Annotated in this window: 19 protein-coding genes; 17 read left to right on the plus strand and 2 right to left on the minus strand. The window is 55.1% G+C overall.

The window, feature by feature from the left end:
• The 17 genes from BLW10_RS12375 to BLW10_RS12455 form a co-directional block, all read left to right on the plus strand.
• Nucleotides 1-674 (plus strand): DDE-type integrase/transposase/recombinase (locus BLW10_RS12375; protein ID WP_143117079.1); only part of this gene is annotated, 674 nt, incomplete at its 5' end.
• 82 nt (nt 675-756) lie between these two features.
• Nucleotides 757-1,530, plus strand: coding sequence for a flagellar biosynthetic protein FliR (gene fliR, locus BLW10_RS12380; RefSeq protein WP_425425909.1), 774 nt, complete (start codon nt 757-759; stop codon nt 1,528-1,530).
• A 3-nt stretch (nt 1,531-1,533) separates the two neighbouring features.
• Nucleotides 1,534-2,688 (plus strand): flagellar biosynthesis protein FlhB, encoded by a 1,155-nt coding sequence (flhB, locus tag BLW10_RS12385; RefSeq protein ID WP_091335129.1) that lies wholly within the window; start codon nt 1,534-1,536, stop codon nt 2,686-2,688.
• On the plus strand, nt 2,685-4,808 hold the full coding sequence (gene flhA / locus BLW10_RS12390; protein WP_091335130.1) for a flagellar biosynthesis protein FlhA: 2,124 nt from the start codon (nt 2,685-2,687) through the stop codon (nt 4,806-4,808). Before flhB ends, flhA begins: the two co-directional genes overlap by 4 nt.
• A gap of 22 nt (nt 4,809-4,830) precedes the next feature.
• Complete coding sequence (flhF, locus tag BLW10_RS12395) at nt 4,831-6,201, plus strand: flagellar biosynthesis GTPase FlhF (protein ID WP_091335132.1); 1,371 nt, start codon at nt 4,831-4,833, stop codon at nt 6,199-6,201.
• Nucleotides 6,188-7,018 (plus strand): MinD/ParA family protein, encoded by an 831-nt coding sequence (locus BLW10_RS12400; protein ID WP_091335134.1) that lies wholly within the window; start codon nt 6,188-6,190, stop codon nt 7,016-7,018. The genes flhF and BLW10_RS12400 overlap by 14 nt, the downstream gene beginning before the upstream one ends.
• Nucleotides 7,015-7,767 (plus strand): RNA polymerase sigma factor FliA, encoded by a 753-nt coding sequence (locus BLW10_RS12405; protein ID WP_091335135.1) that lies wholly within the window; start codon nt 7,015-7,017, stop codon nt 7,765-7,767. Before BLW10_RS12400 ends, BLW10_RS12405 begins: the two co-directional genes overlap by 4 nt.
• Before the next feature lie 39 nt (nt 7,768-7,806).
• A complete protein-coding gene (gene cheY / locus BLW10_RS12410; protein WP_091335137.1) occupies nt 7,807-8,187 on the plus strand; it encodes a chemotaxis response regulator CheY in 381 nt (126 codons plus the stop codon).
• Nucleotides 8,188-8,190: 3 nt separating this feature from the next.
• Nucleotides 8,191-8,964 carry a protein phosphatase CheZ gene (locus BLW10_RS12415; protein ID WP_091335139.1) on the plus strand — a complete coding sequence of 258 codons (774 nt, stop codon included), beginning with the start codon at nt 8,191-8,193 and terminating at the stop codon, nt 8,962-8,964.
• Between the two features lie 27 nt (nt 8,965-8,991).
• Nucleotides 8,992-11,130 carry a chemotaxis protein CheA gene (locus BLW10_RS12420; protein ID WP_091335140.1) on the plus strand — a complete coding sequence of 713 codons (2,139 nt, stop codon included), beginning with the start codon at nt 8,992-8,994 and terminating at the stop codon, nt 11,128-11,130.
• Nucleotides 11,127-12,221: a protein-glutamate methylesterase/protein-glutamine glutaminase gene (locus BLW10_RS12425; RefSeq protein ID WP_091335142.1), complete on the plus strand. Its 1,095-nt coding sequence runs from the start codon at nt 11,127-11,129 to the stop codon at nt 12,219-12,221. Before BLW10_RS12420 ends, BLW10_RS12425 begins: the two co-directional genes overlap by 4 nt.
• Nucleotides 12,222-12,965, plus strand: a complete 744-nt coding sequence (locus BLW10_RS12430) for a flagellar motor protein (RefSeq protein ID WP_091335143.1) — start codon at nt 12,222-12,224, stop codon at nt 12,963-12,965.
• Nucleotides 12,966-12,974: 9 nt separating this feature from the next.
• Complete coding sequence (gene motD, locus BLW10_RS12435; RefSeq protein ID WP_091335145.1) at nt 12,975-14,039, plus strand: flagellar motor protein MotD; 1,065 nt, start codon at nt 12,975-12,977, stop codon at nt 14,037-14,039.
• A gap of 52 nt (nt 14,040-14,091) precedes the next feature.
• The gene (locus BLW10_RS12440; RefSeq protein ID WP_091335147.1) at nt 14,092-14,577 is read left to right on the plus strand and encodes a chemotaxis protein CheW; all 486 of its coding nucleotides are present in this window, start codon (nt 14,092-14,094) and stop codon (nt 14,575-14,577) included.
• 102 nt (nt 14,578-14,679) lie between these two features.
• Nucleotides 14,680-15,018 carry a hypothetical protein gene (locus tag BLW10_RS12445; protein ID WP_091335149.1) on the plus strand — a complete coding sequence of 113 codons (339 nt, stop codon included), beginning with the start codon at nt 14,680-14,682 and terminating at the stop codon, nt 15,016-15,018.
• A 3-nt stretch (nt 15,019-15,021) separates the two neighbouring features.
• A complete protein-coding gene (locus BLW10_RS12450) occupies nt 15,022-15,489 on the plus strand; it encodes a DUF2802 domain-containing protein (protein ID WP_245709381.1) in 468 nt (155 codons plus the stop codon).
• Between the two features lie 240 nt (nt 15,490-15,729).
• Nucleotides 15,730-16,431, plus strand: coding sequence for an alpha/beta fold hydrolase (locus BLW10_RS12455; RefSeq protein ID WP_245709383.1), 702 nt, complete (start codon nt 15,730-15,732; stop codon nt 16,429-16,431).
• A 4-nt stretch (nt 16,432-16,435) separates the two neighbouring features.
• On the opposite strand, the gene BLW10_RS14455 is transcribed toward BLW10_RS12455, so the two are convergent.
• Nucleotides 16,436-17,011, minus strand: a complete 576-nt coding sequence (locus BLW10_RS14455; RefSeq protein ID WP_091335151.1) for an autotransporter outer membrane beta-barrel domain-containing protein — start codon at nt 17,009-17,011, stop codon at nt 16,436-16,438.
• A partial coding sequence (locus BLW10_RS12465) for a PASTA domain-containing protein (RefSeq protein ID WP_143117080.1) occupies nt 17,008-18,585 on the minus strand: 1,578 nt, incomplete at its 5' end. The genes BLW10_RS12465 and BLW10_RS14455, both read right to left, overlap by 4 nt.

Raw genomic sequence — 18,585 nt, forward strand, 5'->3', positions numbered from 1 at the left:
TAGATCGCTGTCTGCGCCGCCACGGCGTCTCCAACCTCAGCGCCCTGATCCCGCAACCGGAAGGCGAAGCCAAGCCGGTCAAAACCTTCAAGGACTACGCACCAGGGTTTGTCCACATCGATGTCAAATACCTGCCGCAGATGCCGGATGCAGCGGCACATCAATACCTGTTTGTCGCCATCGACCGCGCCTCGCGCTGGGTTTATGTCGAAATCCTGCCCGAGAAAACCGCCGCCAACGCCCGCGATTTCCTGCGGCGTCTGGTCGAAAAAGCCCCGTTCACGATTGAGAAGATCCTCACCGACAACGGCAAGGAATTCACTGATCGCTTCTGCGCCACCGGCGAACGTGAACCAACCGGACGCCATCTCTTCGACCAAGGCTGTGCCGATCACAGCATCGAACACCGCCTCACTGCCCCCCGTCATCCGCAGACCAACGGCATGGTCGAACGCTTCAATGGGCGCATTGCCGAGGTGCTCGCTACCACCCGCTTTGATTCCTCCCAGAACCTAGCCGACACCCTCAACGGCTACGTGCGGTTATACAATCATCAGATCCCGCAGAAGGCGCTCGGACACATCGCGCCGATTCAAGCACTCAAGGACTGGCAACAACAATGCCCCGAACGCTTCAAAAAGCGTGTCTATAATCTCGCGGGACTTGACAGTTAAGCATAAACTAAATGAATGCAAAGCTGGTTTCAAAAACGAAAATTTCAAATGAGTTTAGTATATTATAACGGTAATGGCGACGCTGTTATTGGAAGCCAACGATATTGTGCGCTGGGCGGTTTCATTAGCCTGGCCGTTGGTGCGTATCAGTGCGCTATTATTGGTTGCGCCGGTATTCGGTGCGCGTCAAATCAATACGCGGGTGCGATTGGGTTTAGCGTTGCTGTTAACATGGATGATCGCGCCGCAATTACCAGAACCGCCGTTAATTGATCCGCTGAGTGCGCATGGATTAGTCGTCGCGGCGGAACAGGCGTTGATTGGCATTGCAATGGGGTTTGTGTTGACGCTGGTATTTTCGGCGATCAATCAAGCTGGTGAAGCGATTGCGCTTTCAATGGGTTTAGGGTTTGCTTCGGCGGTTGATCCGGTCGGCGGCGTTCAGGTGCCGATGATTTCGCAGTATCTTTCAATTCTGGCAACGCTGATTTTTTTAGCCATGAATGGGCATCTAGTGTTGCTGGAATTATTGCTCAAGAGTTTTGAAACTTTTCCAATTAGCTTAGATGGGCCAGAACCCGAAGATTTTTGGTATATCGCTGGATTTGGGGCGCAGATGTTTGCTGGTGCCGTACTGATTGCGTTGCCTGCGATTGCGGCGCTGTTATTGGTTAATTTAGCGATGGGTGTCGTCACCCGCGCTGCGCCACAGTTGAATATTTTTGCTGTCGGTTTTCCAATTACGATTGTAGCGGGATTTTTAATTATTATCTGGACGTTGCCGAGTCTTACTGCTCGAATTGGCGATTTTCTATTTAGCGCATTACCGCTGATTGAGCGCATCGGGAGGCTATAATATATGGCTGAGAATGAAAATGGCCAAGAACGCTCCGAAGCTCCAACCGCGAAACGCTTGCGCGAGGCGCGTGAAAAAGGTCAGGTTGCACGCTCACGGGAACTCAATACCTTTATTATTTTAATTGTTGGCGGTGCGTTTTTGCTGTTTTTGGGCGGCGGCATGGCTACGCGCATCAGTCAAGTGATGATTGAAGGTTGGACACTAGAACGCGGCTTGATTTTTGATGAAGGTTTGTTAGTGCCGCATCTTCAGTATTTACTTGGGCGGGCGCTGTGGATTTTGGCTCCATTGTTCGGTGTGCTGATGGTGATTGCCCTGATAGGGCCAATTGTCGTCGGGGGAATAAATTTTTCAACCGAAGCGCTGATGCCAAAATTCTCTAAGCTGAATCCAATTACTGGTCTGAAGCGGGTGTTTTCGGTGCAGGGACTGATGGAATTGGTCAAGGGTTTAATTAAATTCGGCTTGGTCGGTGCGGTGGCTGCTTGGGGGATTCAGAGTATTTGGGGTGAACTCTTGACATTAGGTGAACTGCCAGTCGAGTCGGCAATTGTGCAAACCGTACACATGGCTGCTTGGTTATTTTTGCTGGCTTCAGCCGCGCTGCTCGTTGTCGCGGCAATTGATGCACCGTTTCAAATGTGGAATCACCAAAAACAATTACGCATGACGCTGCAAGAAATTAAGGATGAATATAAAGAAACTGAAGGCAAACCCGAAGTTAAGGGGCGCATTCGGCAATTGCAGCACGAAATGGCGCAGCGGCGCATGATGACTGAGGTGCCGAAAGCGGATGTCGTGATTACAAATCCAACGCATTATGCCGTAGCATTAGCGTATGTCCCGTTAACAATGGCGGCTCCGAAATTATTGGCGAAGGGCGCGGATGCGGTGGCGCTGGCGATTCGTGAATTGGCCGAGGAGCATGGCATTCCCTGTGTCGAATCACCGCGCGTGGCGCGGGCCATTTATTTCACGACCGATTTAAATCAAGAAATCCCCAATGGGTTATTCGTCGCCGTGGCGCGGATTTTGGCCTATGTCTATCAGCTCAAGCGCGAGGAGCCTGGCGTTGAATTGCCGGACGATTTGCCGGTGCCGGAAGACTATCTCGATCCGCAGACTGCGCCTCGGCAGCGAGGACGGCGGCGATGAGTCAGTTCACTGAACGTCTGCGTACCGTCGGGCGCATGGGGTTGGCGACGCCAATCCTCTTGGTTGCGCTGCTCGGAATGCTGGTACTGCCGCTACCGCCGTTTTTGCTTGATCTGCTGTTTACTTTCAATATCGCGCTGTCACTGATCGTGGTTATGGTGGCAGTGTATACGCCACGTCCGGTTGATTTTGCCTCGTTTCCGACGGTGATTCTGGTCGCCACGCTGCTACGGCTGGCGCTCAATGTTGCCTCAACGCGGGTGATTCTGCTCAACGGCGGCGAGGGTACTGAGGCGGCAGGCAAGGTGATCGAAGCTTTTGGCGAATTTGTACTCGGCGGCAATTTCGCGATTGGCGTGGTGGTGTTCACGATTCTGGTCATCATCAATTTCGTCGTCGTCACCAAGGGCGCGGGGCGGGTGTCCGAGGTCAGCGCCCGGTTTACGCTCGACGCCATGCCCGGCAAGCAAATGGCGATTGACGCCGATCTCAACGCTGGGTTGATTTCGCAGGATGATGCCCGCAAACGGCGCGAGGATGTGGCGCAAGAGGCCGATTTTTACGGCTCAATGGACGGCGCGAGTAAATTCGTGCGCGGCGATGCGGTCGCCGGCATCCTGATTCTGTTTATTAACGTCATCGGCGGCATCGTCATCGGCGTCAGCCAAGCTGGGATGACCTTTGCCGATGCGTCGAACACCTTCATTTTATTGAGTATCGGCGATGGTCTGGTCGCGCAGATTCCCTCGCTACTGCTGTCCTCAGCGACCGCGATCATCGTCACCCGCACCTCTAGCTCCCAAGATATGGGCCAGCAGGTGTTCGGGCAAATGTTCGCCAACCCGCGTGTGCTCTATATTTCCGGCGGCGTGATCGGGATTCTCGGCTTGATTCCAGGGATGCCGAATTTGGTGTTTTTGGGCTTGTCATCGAGCTTAATCGGTGCCGGTTATCTCATCGCGGCCAAACCGGCGGAAACACTCGCCGAGGGGCAGGAACGACGCCCCGGCGGGCCGGATGGCGGCGAGCGGCCCGCTGCCGCAGCCGAAGAGCGCGAACTGTCATGGGACGATGTGCCGCCGGTCGATTTGGTGTCGCTCGAAGTCGGCTATCGGCTGATTCCGCTGGTTGATCGCAGTCAGGACGGCCAGCTTATGACGCGCATCAAGGGCATTCGGCGCAAACTCTCGCAAGAATTTGGCTTTCTCATTCAGCCGGTGCATATTCGCGATAATCTGGAATTGGGGCCGAATCAGTACCGGATTTCGCTGCTCGGCGTGACCACAGCCGAAGCTGAGGTGTTTCCTGACCGTGATTTAGCGATCAATCCCGGGCAGGTATTCGGCAGCGTGCCCGGCACGCCGACCAAAGATCCAACCTTTAATCTCGATGCGCTCTGGATCGATCCGATTAACCGCGATACAGCGCAAGCGGCCGGATATACCGTCGTCGATGCCGCGACCGTGATTGCGACCCATCTGTCACAGGTATTCCGCGAACAGGCGCATCGGCTACTTGGGCATGAAGAAGTGCAACATTTGCTCGACCAATTGGCGCAACGTTCGCCCAAATTGGTCGAAAACCTGCTATCGTCGAAAACACTTTCACTCGGAGTGATCCTGAAGGTGTTGCAAAATTTGCTCGCCGAACAGGTCGCCATCCGCGATCTGCGCACAATCGCCGAGACCTTGGCGGAGCGTTCCACTAAGAGTCAAGATCCTGCCGTTTTAACGGCTGCCGTGCGCAGTGCGCTCTCGCGGTCGATTGTGCAGGATTTAGTCGGCCCTGATGATGAACTGCCACTGATCGCGCTCGATCCATCATTGGAACAGCTTTTGCATCGGTCGCTCCAAGGCAGTCAGGGCGAGTCCATCAGCATCGAACCTGGCCTGGCTGAGCGCCTGCAACGCTCCGTGAGTGAGGCGGCACAGCAACAGGAGGCCGAAGGTCTACCGGCTGTCTTGGTGGTAGCTCCAGAGATCCGATCCTGGATTGCAAGCTGGTTGCGCGGTGCGGTACGCAATCTCAACGTCCTCGCGTTTACCGAGATTCCCGACAACCGGCGCATCCGCATCGTGGCGACTGTGGGCAAGAGCGACAATGCTCAGGCGCGGGCCTGACTGAGTAACGGGAGTTTGAGCGATGAATGTGCGGCGCTATCAGGCAAAGACGATGCAAGACGCCATGCGCCAAGTGCGGGATCAACAAGGGCCGGATGCGGTGATCCTCTCGACGCGGCGCGTCGATGGCTTGGTCGAAGTCGTCGTTACCGCCGAGGCACTGCCTGAATTGAGCACAGCACGTCCGCAGAGCGGAGCGGTGCGCTCGGCGCGTGCATTCACCTCTGATCCTGAACTGGTGGCGGTGCGGCGTGAACTGCGCGATCTGCGCACGCTGCTGGCACAACAACAGACGTTCAACGAGCGCGATCAATGGGCGGTGCGCCATCCGTTAGCGGCACAAATTATCGAGCGCCTCGGCGACTGTGGTTTTGATGATCGGCTGGCGCGTTCGCTTATCGGCGGGCTGCAAGAAGATCAACCCGCCGCATTAGCTTGGCAAAAACTGCGGGCGCGGCTGTCGGCCTCGGTTGCCACCGTGCAACCGAATATCTTGGAGCGCGGCGGCGTGTTAGCGATGGTTGGGCCGACCGGAGCGGGCAAAACGACCACCGTGTGTCGGCTGGCGCTGCATCGGATTCGCCGTCTCGGAGCCGATTCCGTGACGCTGGTGACGCTCGACCGGCAACGCATCGGGGCACATAAACAACTGCAAGCTTTTGGGCAAATGGCCGGCGTGCCGGTGATTTTGCTCGACAGTGAACGTGAACTGGCTAATTTAGCCAATCGCACTGCTGACGGTCATCTGATTCTCGTCGATACCGAAGGCCGTTCGGCCCGCGATGCCGCTGAACGCAAGCTCTTTGCCCAGATTCGGCATTTAGTTGATCTGGAAACTTGGCTAGTCATCCCCGCGACCCATCAGGCCGGTGTGCTCCGGCAAGTGCTCACCGCGTTTCAGAGCTGCGAGCCAGCGGCGCTGGTGTTGACCAAAATCGACGAATCCGAGCGCTTGGGTGAGATTCTCTCGGTGCTACTTGAACAACGTCTCGGGCTGGTGTTTCAAAGCGACGGCCAGCGCATTGAAGAAGATTTTCACAAAGCTGATACTGCTCATCTCACCCGCCTCGCTCTCGGCGAGCCACATGTCGAGGACGAGACCGCGTATCATCATGTCGCACAGCCTGCCGAGGCATCCGTGACCACTGCTGCCGGTGCTGCTGCGACTATGACAGCGCCAGCACTGACCACTGCTGCCCCGCTCACCGCGCCGCGTCCGATGCTCACCCCCGACGATTGCGAAATTCAGCCACCGCCCAGACCGTCGCTACCGAAGACGGCCACTCCGCCACCGCCTGCACGCACGACGCCTGCACCCAGTGTCGTGACTCGTGATAGCCTGTTGCTGGAGTCTGTCGTACCCTTCAGGAAATCCGTGCATGCAGCCTACTAGGAACCGGCCCTTTCTGAGCATTGCCATTGCGAGTGGCAAAGGGGGAGTCGGCAAAACCAACGTCGCCGTCAATCTGTCGGTCGCTTTGGCGCGACTGGAACGGCATGTGATGCTGTTTGATGCGGATTTAGGGTTAGCCAATGCGGATTTGATGCTGGGCTTGCGCCCGACCAAAACCCTGCACGATCTGGTTGCCGGTCGGGTTGAGCATCTGGAAGAAATCCTGTTGCCCGGCCCCGATGGGCTGTTGCTGGTGCCTTCAGCGTCGGGCATCGGCTCGATGGCCAATCTCACGCCCGCCGAGCATTTGGGTCTGATTCGCGCTTTTAGCAGTTATGATAAGCCGCTCGATGTGCTGGTGGTCGATACGGCAGCCGGCGTCAATGATGCGGTAACAAGTTTTTGTAAAGCGGTGCAACAGGTGTTTGTCGTCGTGTGCGATGAACCAGCGTCGCTGACCGATGCCTATGCGCTGATAAAAGTGCTGCATCAAGATCACGGGATTCGGCGGTTTCGCGTCATCTGCAACATGCTGCGCGATGGCGATTCGGGGCAGCGGTTGATGCGCAAGCTGATGAGCGTGTGTACGAATTATTTGCCGGATGTGGTGCTGGAATCAGCAGCGATGATCCCAGCAGATGACAAGCTCCGGCTGGCGGTGCAAAAGCGGCAGCCGGTAGTGAGCCTCTATCCGGGCAGTCCATCGGCGCGGGCGTTTACCGACCTAGCGCGTTGGATTGATACGGCACACACCAGTACGCAAGATGTCGGCGGGATTGGCTTTTTCATCGAGCGGCTGCTACAAGGCGCGGGATGATGCGGAGCCGTGCTGCACTCGGCTATGCGTCTGCGACGGATGAAGCCGGGCGCTTGGTGTCAGAGCATGTCGAGCTGGTGCGCCGCATTGCGCATCATTTGATGGCACGGTTACCGGCTTCGGTACAGGTTGAGGATCTGATACAGTCTGGGATGGTCGGCTTGATCGAAGCGGCTCGCCAATTCCAGCTAGGGCAGGGCGCAACCTTTGCGACCTATGCTGGGATTCGCATTCGCGGGGCAATGATTGATGAACTGCGGCGTGCCGATTGGGCACCGCGTTCGGTGCATCGCAACAGCCGCCGGATTGCCGAGGCGATCCGCCAGATCGAAGCCGATACGGGACGAGCGGCGACGGATCGTGAGATTGCCGCTGCACTCACGGTCAGTCTCGACGACTATCATGGCATGTTGCAGGATACGGCCAGTTGTCAGATTCTTGGCTTAGAGGATCTGTTTGGCGAGGAGTCGGACACCGATCGCTGGCTGGCCGGCAGCACCGCGCTGCCGGGTGAGCAGGTCGAGCGTGAGCAATTTGCGACGGCCTTAGCCACAGCACTGGCCAGCCTGCCGGAACGTGAGCGCCTGGTGCTGGCACTCTATTATGATGAAGAACTCAATTTGCGCGAGATCGGGGCCGTGCTAGAGGTCACCGAATCGCGAGTGAGCCAGATCCGTAGTCAGGCCCTGCATCGGTTGCGGGGCCGTTTGAGTGACTGGGCCGAGTCTGGCTCAGATCGTCGTGTTTAAATCGATCAATTCCATGTGGAGCGTTGCGTGGACAAAGGCATGAAAATCCTCATCGTGGACGATTTTTCGACCATGAGACGTATCATCAAAAACCTGCTCCGTGAGCTGGGTTTTAACAATACCTTAGAAGCCGATGACGGCAGCACGGCACTGCCGATGCTCAAAAGCGGCGGCTTTGATTTTCTGATTACTGACTGGAACATGCCCAACATGGAGGGCATTGCGCTGCTCAAAGCAGTTCGCGCCGATCCAGAACTGAAATCCTTGCCGGTGCTGATGGTCACGGCTGAGGCCAAACGCGACCAGATCGTTGAAGCCGCGCAAGCGGGTGTCAATGGCTACATCGTCAAACCTTTCACTGCGGAGACGCTGAAAGAAAAGATCGACAAGATCTTTGAGCGCCTTGATACGCAGGGATAAGCGATGGACAGTGATGACGAACGCCTGAGTCTCCAGCTCGATCTGGCGCGGCGCCTCGTCGAGCGATTGGAGGCCAGCGATCTGACGGGCGGCGATGAGCTGATCCGTCAGTTGCGTTTGCCTTATGAGCGTGAACTGTTTGAGGAACTCGGCAAGCTCACCCGTGAGCTACATGAGGCGCTCAACAGTTTTCGGGGTGACTCGCGCCTGATTGAGTTGACCCGCGACGAGATTCCCGATGCAAAAGAGCGGCTGAATTACGTCGTCTCAATGACCGAGCAAGCGACGCATCGCACACTCAATGCGCTCGATGAAGCCATGCCGATTGCCGAGTCGCTCCACGAGCGTGCTGGGCGGTTGCGTGCGCAATGGAGTCGCTTTCGCAACCGTGAATTGTCGGTTAATGAGTTTCGTGAACTGGCACGCGAACTCGATGAGTTTCTCCTGCGCGGTGAGCAGGAAACCGAGCGCGTCAAATCACTGCTTTCTGAGATCTTGATGGCGCAGGATTATCAGGATCTCACCGGGCAAATCATTCGTCGTGTTATCCGTCTGGTGCAGGAGCTGGAAGAGAGCTTGGTCGGACTGATTCGGTTGTCGAGTGCGCGGATGGATCGGCCCCAACTGACCACTGCTGCCAATGCAGATGCCGATGAAAGCGTTGCAGCGGATATCCGTGGTCAAGGCCCAATCGTCCCCAACACCCATGATACGGTCGCGGATGTCGTCAACGGACAGGACGACGTAGACGCGCTGCTCTCCAGCCTGGGCTTCTAGGCCCATCGAACCCTAGGGTGATCAGGCATGGCCATTGATCCGAATGACGAAATCCTTCAGGACTTTTTGGTCGAAGCGGGTGAACTGCTCGAAGGGCTGAACGAGCAGTTAATCGAGTTAGAGCAAAATCCCAATGATCGGGATTTGCTCAATGCCGTGTTTCGCAGTTTCCACACGATCAAGGGCGGCGCGGGCTTTTTAAATCTCAACGCGCTGGTCGTCGTTTGTCATCACGCCGAGGATGTGTTCAATCTGCTGCGCAATGGCGAACGGCGCATCGACTCGATTCTCATGGATGTGGTGTTGCGGGTGCTCGATGTGCTCAATGTCATGTTCGGCGATCTAAAATCCGGTCGTGAACCTGAACCCGCACCACCGGCACTGATTACGGATTTAGCCGCATTAGCCGTGCCCGATACGGGCGAGGGAACGCCCGCGCCGGTTGCCGCGACACCGCCGCCGGCACCGGAACCGCCGCCGGTTGCCGCGCCACCGACTGCGACGGTTAGCAGCAATGCTGAAATTACCGAAGGCGAGTTCGAGGCGTTACTCGAAGCACTCTCCAAGCAATCGGGCGGCACGTCCGATGAACCAGCAGCGGTACCCGCTGCGACCGCACCGCCGCCCCCCACTGCACCGCTGCCGGATACGGTCGCGAGTGTGACTGGCGGTTCAAGTGATCTCATCACGGATGATGAATTTGAATCGCTGCTCGAGCAGATGCGGAATGCGGATCCAGCTCCAACCGCACCGTCTGCGCCAGTCGCCAGCCTACCGCCAGCACCGACGGCTGAAAAACCTAAGCCCAGCGCACCACCGCCACCTAAACCGGCAGTGCCACCTAAACCTAGTGTTGCGGCAGCGCCTGCGCCAACAGCCGCATCGACTGGCGAGTCCGGTGATGCCAATAAAGGTGGACGTGGCGGCGCAGCAGCACCAGCGGCTGAGACCTCAGTGCGCGTCGATACCCAACGGCTCGACGAGATTATGAATCTGGTCGGTGAATTGGTGCTGGTGCGTAATCGCTTGAGCATGTTGCGGGTGCGCACCGGCGATGAGGAGATCGGCAAGGCGATTGCATCGCTGGCGCTGGTGACTTCAGATCTGCAAGCAGCGGTGATGAAGACGCGGATGCAGCCGGTCAAAAAAGTCTTTAGCCGTTTTCCGCGTGTGGTGCGCGATCTGGCCCGCAATCTCGGTAAAGAAATCGAGCTAGAGACCTTCGGTGAAGAAACCGATCTGGACAAAAATCTGGTCGAGGCACTGGCCGATCCGCTGGTGCATTTGATCCGCAACGCCGTCGATCACGGCATTGAGATGCCCGATGAGCGCGAAGCCAAAGGCAAGCCGCGCCGCGGTACAGTCATACTCGGTGCCGCGCAGGAAGGCGATCATATTTCGCTGCTGATTCAGGACGATGGGCGCGGCATGGATCCCGAAAAGCTTCGCGCCAAGTCAGTCGAAAAAGGCTTACTCGATCAAGCGCAAGCCGAGCGACTCTCGATCCGTGAATGTTTTGACCTGATCTTCATGGCCGGATTTTCGACCAAAGAAGAAATCTCCGATGTATCGGGGCGCGGCGTTGGCATGGATGTGGTCAAGACGCGCATCGCCCAGCTCAACGGTACGGTTGAAATTGATTCCAAACTCGGGCAGGGCACCAAGCTCAACGTCAAGTTACCGCTGACGCTGGCCATTTTGCCGGCGCTGATGGTGATTCTCGACGGGCGGCGCTTTGCGATTCCGCTGGCGTCAGTGTCGGAAATTCTCGATCTGGATTTGACACGCACTCATTTTGTCGATGATCAAGAAGCGATCATGGTGCGCAACCATGCGCTGCCGCTGTATTACGCGGCGCGGTGGCTGCATCCGTATCGGTTGGTCGAAGCGAAGGTCGATGCGCATGTTGTCGTGGTTCATGTGGCGCAACGCAAGATCGGTCTGGTCGTCGATGATCTAGTTGGTCAAGAAGAGGTTGTCATCAAGCCGCTGGGCAAAGGATTGCACGGCGTGCCTGGACTGGCTGGCGCGACCATTACCGGTGATGGTGGGATTGCGCTGATTATTGATATTCCCGCGCTGGTGCGCTTGATGAGCCAACCGGGTTTCGGTGGGCGAGCGTCACATGCCCAAGTGCGACAGACTGTGTTGGAGCCGTCGGCATGAGTTTACGGGTTGTGGTCGTCGATGATTCTGGGTTTTTTCGTCGGCGTATCGTTGAAATCCTCAACGCAGATGTTGGTATCGAAGTCGTCGGTACGGCAGCCAATGGTCAAGAGGCTATTGAAGTCGTCAAACAGCTCAATCCCGATGTTGTCACCATGGACATTGAGATGCCAGTCATGGACGGCATCACAGCGGTGCGGCGCATTATGGCCGAATCGCCGCGTCCGATTTTGATGTTTTCGACGCTGACGACCGAAGGGGCCAAAGCGACGCTCGATGCGCTTGACGCCGGGGCGATGGACTTTTTACCTAAGCGATTTAGTGAAATGGCCGCCGATGAGGATTCGGCAAAGATATTGCTCCGGCGGCGTGTCCGTGCGCTTGGACGCGCCCGCTTGATCCGCCCGACGGCTGCGCCGCTGACTGAACGTTCGGCGTCTGCACCTAGTTCAACGCCAATCCTGACCGCACGGGCACTTGCGGCGGCAGCGCCACGGTTATCGCCGAGTACGACTCCGGTGCGCAATCTCCGTGCGGTGTTAATTGGCACCTCGACCGGCGGCCCGGTGGCGCTGCAAGAAGTGCTCAAAGGTCTGCCGAAAAACTTTCCGTTGCCAATCATCCTCGTCCAGCACATGCCTGCAAGCTTTACGCCGGCTTTTGCGGAACGGCTGAATAATCTGTGTCAGATTACTGTCAAGGAAGCAGCAACGGGCGATGTACTCAAGCCCGGAAGTGCGCTGCTTGCACCCGGCGGTGTGCAGTTGCTTATCGAAGGCGGTGCCCAGCAGCGGATACGTATCGAAGACAGTCCGCCCGGAACGATTTATAAACCTAGCGTTGATATTACCTTCAAATCCGCCGTCGGCGCACTGCGCTCGCAGGTGCTGGCCATCGTACTGACCGGCATGGGTGCTGATGGGCGTGAAGGGACGCGGGCGCTCAAAGCGAATGGGGCGCATGTGTGGGCGCAGGATGCTGCCAGTTGTGTCGTGTTCGGAATGCCAGCCGCAGTGATTGATGCGGGACTGGCCGATCAGATTTTGCCACTCAAGGAGGTCGGCCCCGCCTTGCTCAAGGGTTTTTGTTAAATGGATATCTTGAGCCTGATTGGGCTGCTCTTTGGCCTAATAGCGATTCTTGGCGGTGTCATTGCCAAAGGCAGTTCGCTCGAAGCCCTGTGGAATTTGGCAGCTTTTTTAATCGTCATTGTCGGTACCTTGGGCGCTACGCTGGTACAAACGCGGGTGCCGGTGTTTATCCGCGCTCTGCGCATGTTTCCCTGGGTATTTCGTCCGCCGCGTTTCGATCCACGCGACATGATTAAGCGCATCGTCGATTGGTCGCACTTATCACGCAAAGAAGGGTTATTAGGGCTAGAAGATCGTTCTAATAATGAAACTGACCCTTTTGTACGTAAAGGGCTGCAATTACTTGTCGATGGCGCTGAACCGCAAGCCTTGCGGCAAGTATTAGAATCTGATCTCGATAATAGCGAAGCCTTTGATCTGCAAGGCGCACGGGTTTTTGAAAGTATGGGTATTTATTCACCGACGCTTGGAATTATTGGTGCGGTGATGGGGTTAATGGCGGTGATGCAAAATCTCGCCGAGCCAGGTAGATTAGGTCAGGGCATCGCGTCAGCCTTTGTTGCGACGATTTATGGCGTTGGCTTGGCCAATTTATTTTTCTTGCCGGTGTCTAATAAACTCAAATCCATTGTGCAAGCACGGATCAGTTATCAGACCATGCTGCTTGAAGGATTGGTCGCCATTGCCGAAGGGGAAAATCCGCGCAACATTGAGAGCAAGCTCAACGGCTTTATTCAAGGGTGAGTTGGCATCATGGCGCGGCGCAAGCGGCACGAGGAGCAGCAGCATCACGAAGCCTGGGCGATTCCCTATGGCGATTTAGTCACGCTGTTACTAGCGTTTTTTGTTGTCATGTATTCGGTCTCTGTGGTCGATGCTGGAAAATATGGCGTCCTATCAGAGTCTTTGATCGAAGCCTTTGGCGCTCCAGCGGCACTAGATCCGATTCAAATTGGTGAACCGACGACTGAAACCACACCAGTGAGTGAAGATGTCACCCGTTCATTGGCTCCGGTTACTGAGCCGCCACTGCGCAAACCCAGCTTTGAACCCTTTTCACCGACTGATGCGGCGCTGGCGGCGCTGATTAGTTCGGCTTCAGAGGCCGAACGCGGGCGGCTGATGGGTGAAATTCAAGAGATGTCGAAAGAATTAGAAACGACGCTCAGTTCGCTGATTGAATCAGGCAATTTACAGGTGACGCGCCAGCCATATTGGTTGGAAGTTTCAATTAATAGTAATCTCTTATTTTCCAGTGGCTCGGCGACGTTAGAAACTACTGCGCGACCGCCTTTAATTGAATTAGCGCAGGTATTAGGACGGCGCGATGTGCGGATTCATGTTGAAGGGCATACCGATAACTTGCCGATCAATAATACGATTTATCCCTCGAATTGGGAATTATCTTCGGGACGTGCAGCGAGCGTTGTCAATTTATTTGCGCAGAATGGGGTTGATCCCGAACGCATGGCGGCAATTGGTTATAGCCAATTTCAGCCGACGGCTGAGAATAATACCGAAGCCGGACGCGCCAGTAATCGGCGGGTCGCGGTCATTGTGCTGCCGCGCCGCGTTGCTGACCGTGCGAACGCCGATGATCCAGCCGCGCCCTTAACGCCAACGCTCCCGTCGCGGCTGGAACCTGAACCCCAGACGACACCGCAGGCCGCTGCGCCCGCTCCGGTTCCGGTTACACCGCCATCTGCACCCGCACCGGCGCTCTTGCCGACGCTTATTTCCCCGCCCGCCGCCCAGCCGCAGACACCGCCACCTAGCGCACCCCCGTTGCAACCGGCCGCGATTGGGCGCTTGCCCTGAGCGGCATTTTGGCCAAGTTTTTTTACGATCAATCGTTCACACGAGACCGAACATGACTGCAACCGATTCGCGCACCAGCCGCCCGAGTGGCTCTTCGTCCTACGTGACTTTTAGCCTAGCTGATGAAACCTATGCCATTGATGTGCTTCAGGTGCAAGAAGTGCTCAAGCTCACCGAAATTGCGCCCGTTCCCGGTGTCCCAGACTATATTTTAGGCATTATCAATCTGCGCGGTGATGTAGTGACGGTTATTGATGCACGCCGTCGGCTGTCATTGCCCTTGCGCGAGTCGGATGATGCGTCGCGGATTGTGATTATTGATGTTGATAATCAAAATATTGGCATTATGGTCGATTCAGTCGCTGAAGTGGTGCAAATTGCTGAATCGGCCATTGATCCAGCTCCAGCAGTTGGCAACGATCAAACCAGTCGTTTTATTCTTGGCGTCTCAAGCTCAGATGACGGTCTAACAATTTTGATTGATCTCAATAAGTTACTCTCTGACGAGGATTGGTCGAGTTTGCGTGAGGTGGCGTGATTCGTTTACCGCTTCGGACTACCGTGCTCATGTTTTAATCCACGAGGCCGATGTTCTAATCATTCAGCATAGTGTGCGGCTGTGAGTCAGTGGAGCAAAACGATGAATGAATTAATTCAAGCATTACGACCGGTTGCGGCGCAGATGCCATCGCGTTCCGTCGGCGGCGATCCCGAACGCTATCTGCCCCATCAGCGCGTGTGGTTGCGGCGACGTAAACCTGAAGCGACGACAACTGAGGTGCGTTTTGGTGAGCGGCGGACACAAGAGCGACGGTTTAGCGAACGGCGGGCGCTAGAACGTCGCCAAGACGAGCGACGGATGCAGGAATGGCGTTCGGGGCGGCGTATTGGCAACGAGCGCCGGTTGCGGCAAGCAAACGCGATTGCGTGCCCACTGTTGAGCGGTCGGCGCAACGGGTTAGTTGATGAATATGCGTGACCTGTGGCAATAGAGGCAGTTGTCGCATTTTTCCATGCACCGCATGTGCTGACGGCGCTGGCACTGATTGTCGCGTTATTAGCCGTATGGTTGACGGTGCGCACGCGCCGACGATTGCGGGTCGCTGAGACGCGGTTGCGTGAATTGCGCCATGCACAACAGGGGTTGGATACCGCCGTGTTGGCGCTGCATGGCGCGATCAAGGCGGTGGCTGAAGAGGTCATTGACCAGAGTCAGCATCAATCTAGTGTCCGACGGGCGCTGGATCGCCTCGCCGATCAACACAGTGAGTTACGGTTACGCAGTGTTGATGAAGGGCTGTATGTGCAGGCAATTGAACTGATTCGTCTCGGTCGCGGGCGCAATGAAGTGCGCCAACTCTGTGGCCTCACACATGCGGAAGTTGACTTATTATTTAGCCTGCATGGGGCGAGTGTGGCGCGAACGCCTGTCGCGAGCGATATGGCGTGATTTGCAGTGACGTGCAACGTAACTTTAATCAATGCGCGGTTAATGATTTCAACGCGCATTCTGCTCTATATTCACATCATCAAAAAACGAGCGGTTAATAAACATTCCGCTCTCATCTTATTCAGCCGCTCAATCATCTATTGGCACATAGCTGCCGTTATTGCGTTATGTATCAGCGGCTGTGCGTCATTCGCAACTGCAAAACAATCAACGACGGCAACTATCGCTGCGGCGCATGGTATGACGCGCCAAATCACGCTTGGCACGCATTTTAATCATGTCATTTATACGCACGGAGATTGGGCAACCGCATCGGTTTTACATATTTACCTAGAAGGCGATGGTTTACCCTGGATCAGCCGTGATCGTATTGCCGCAGACCCCACAGCACGCTATCCGTTGGCATTGCATCTGATGGCGCAGGATCCGCATCCGGCGCTCTATATCGGTCGGCCTTGTTATGATGGATTCGCGCAAGCTAGGGATTGTACGCCCTGGCTTTGGACGCATGGCCGTTATAGTTCTGAAGTTGTTGCAAGCTTAGTAAGCGTAATAAAACGTGTGCTGCCATATAATCCAGAGCGGCGTTTAACGCTTATTGGTTATAGTGGTGGCGGCGTGCTGGCAGTATTGATCGCTAGAGAATTAGCAGGTGTTAAAACCGTCATCACACTTGCTGCAAATCTCGATCTTGACGCCTGGACTGACCAGCATGGCTATAGCCGTCTCGTCGGTTCAATCAATCCCGCGACGCTGACGCCGCTTCATTCAGCAATTCGCCAGATTCATTTATTCGGCAAGCGCGATGTTAATGTTACGCCGTTATTAGTGCGTCGATTTCTGGCGCAAAATCCACAGGCGATGCACAGGCTTATTGCTGGGTTCGATCATCGTTGCTGTTGGGTCGAACACTGGCCAACGCTGCTGACATTCGCAGATTAAACCGCTAAAACTCCAAGCGCAGGCCAAGATCAATCGTATGGAACGTGAAATTCTCCCGATTAACCAGTGCGCTGTAATTGATAAACGAAGATAGACCGTGTGGAAACACCGCTGACATTCCTAAACCAAAGCGGAAATAATCGCGGTCTGGCTCTTCAGTTGTAATATCAAATGTTGTCGCAGTGGGATCAGCAACGAACTGCGCTTGCAGCGTGTTCATGTTATTCGCCCATTCGTGCTCCCATTCCAACCGCATTTGCGGCACTAAAACCGCTTTTGACGTATTAAAGGTGCGCGAGAGTTGCGCACCGAGCGCCGTGGTGATCGAAGTGCTATTAAACCCATCGAGTGCGAGGTCGAGTCCTTTTGCGCCCTGCTCGCGGAACGCATCGACATCTACTTTCAGATAATTCGCTCGACCATAAATCCCAAAATCAAACGCGCCATGATTCATGTCATAGCCAATACCTAAGCTAACTCCAAGCTGCTTGCCTTGATAATCAGCTTGCGCTTGACGCTGAACGGGTGTAAATCCAGCAATCTGATAAGCGATATTGCGCTGCGAATCATAGTTATTCATCCCGTATCAATCACCGCATCAATATAAGTTTGCGGGAATGGCGATAGGGTCGCATAGGCTGCTAAATGCAGGGTTTTTGTATCAAGGCTCCCGCCATAAACATCGAAGTTTGTGCTATTGCTGGAATAACCTAGTGCGCCACCCGCAATAAATTTTTCGCTAAAGCGGTAATCGATGCCGCCGGTAATGCCAGTGATGCGGAAGTCAAATCCAGTTTGATTGTCAGTCTGACTGCGATTACCAAAATCAACTCGTCCGTTTAAGAAAAAGCCCCAGCGCCCAAAGGGATTATCGGCGCTTGCGCCACCACCGGATTGACCTGATTCTGTGAGCAAGGTTAATTCACGACCGGATAAAACCTGTCCATCCGCCATCAGTGCTAATCCGCGAAGATCAATTCCAGTCGCTCCACGTCTAAGCGCCAATAAGCGCGTATTTAGATTGGTTAGTTGCTGAGTTCCAGTCTGGATGCCGCTAATGCCCGCTGCGTCAGCATTGCTATTTGTCAATGCTTTTAATGCGTCGCGGGTTCCTGGAGCATCAGGCGCAGCAATTAAATTTAAAATTTGATTACGCAGATCTTGTTGTTCTGGGGTTGGATTAACAAGATTGCTCAGTGCAGATAACGAATTTTCCAGTGCGCGTGCGACACTGCGTTCATTCGGGGATAAATTCGGCAAGGTCGAAAGCACTTCAGGAACCTTGATATTTGCTGTTACCGAAGCTGTAACTAAAGATCCTGTTCCATCGCTGATTGAAAGCGTATCTTCAAGAGTTAGGCCAGGTGGTGCATTGGCTGGAATTTCGATGCTGTAATGGATATTGCCATTAGGCATGAAAGAAACTTGACCATGAATATCGGTGTTGCTGGATGTTAATTCTAAACGATAAGGTAAAATACCACCGGAAATCGTAAAGCTTGTTTCATAGCTTTTGCCATTTTCAACTTCTAATGTTACTGAAGTCGGTGTAATTGACAGGGCGACGCCTTTAGAAATCCAAAGCTCAACTGGAGTATTAGGCGGCACGCTGCTATTCGCGGTTGGCATGTGACGAATGATTTGACCGGCTGGCACATTTGCATCATATTCTGTATGAATAACGCCCAGTAATAATCCTGTCGCTGCCAAAATAGAGGTCGCGGTTGTTTGAGTTTGACCGGATAAATCAGGAACCACCACGGGCGCGGTCGGATCAATCGGCGTTGAGCCTTGAGAAACCCAAATAGCTACAGCACTGCCAGCTTGCAGCACACTGCTCGCTGTCGGACTTTGGCGGATGACCTGACCGGCTGGCACCGTGGCGCTGTATTCCTCGGAGACTGTTCCGATTATCAAACCCGCGCTGGTGAGTAGCGATTCAGCGCCGCTGAGTGTTTGGCCGGATAGATCAGGAACCGATATCGGTGCTAGGCCTTGAGAAACCCAAATGGCAACCGCACTGCCAGCTTGCAGCACACTGCTCGCTGTTGGACTTTGGCGGATGATCTGACCGGCTGGAACTGTGGCACTGTATTCCTCGGAGACTGTTCCGATTATCAAGCCCGCGCTGGTGAGTAGCGATTCAGCGCCGCT

It is taken from the genome of Allochromatium warmingii, from assembly GCF_900107145.1.
Taxonomy (GTDB): Bacteria; Pseudomonadota; Gammaproteobacteria; order Chromatiales; family Chromatiaceae; genus Thermochromatium; species Thermochromatium warmingii.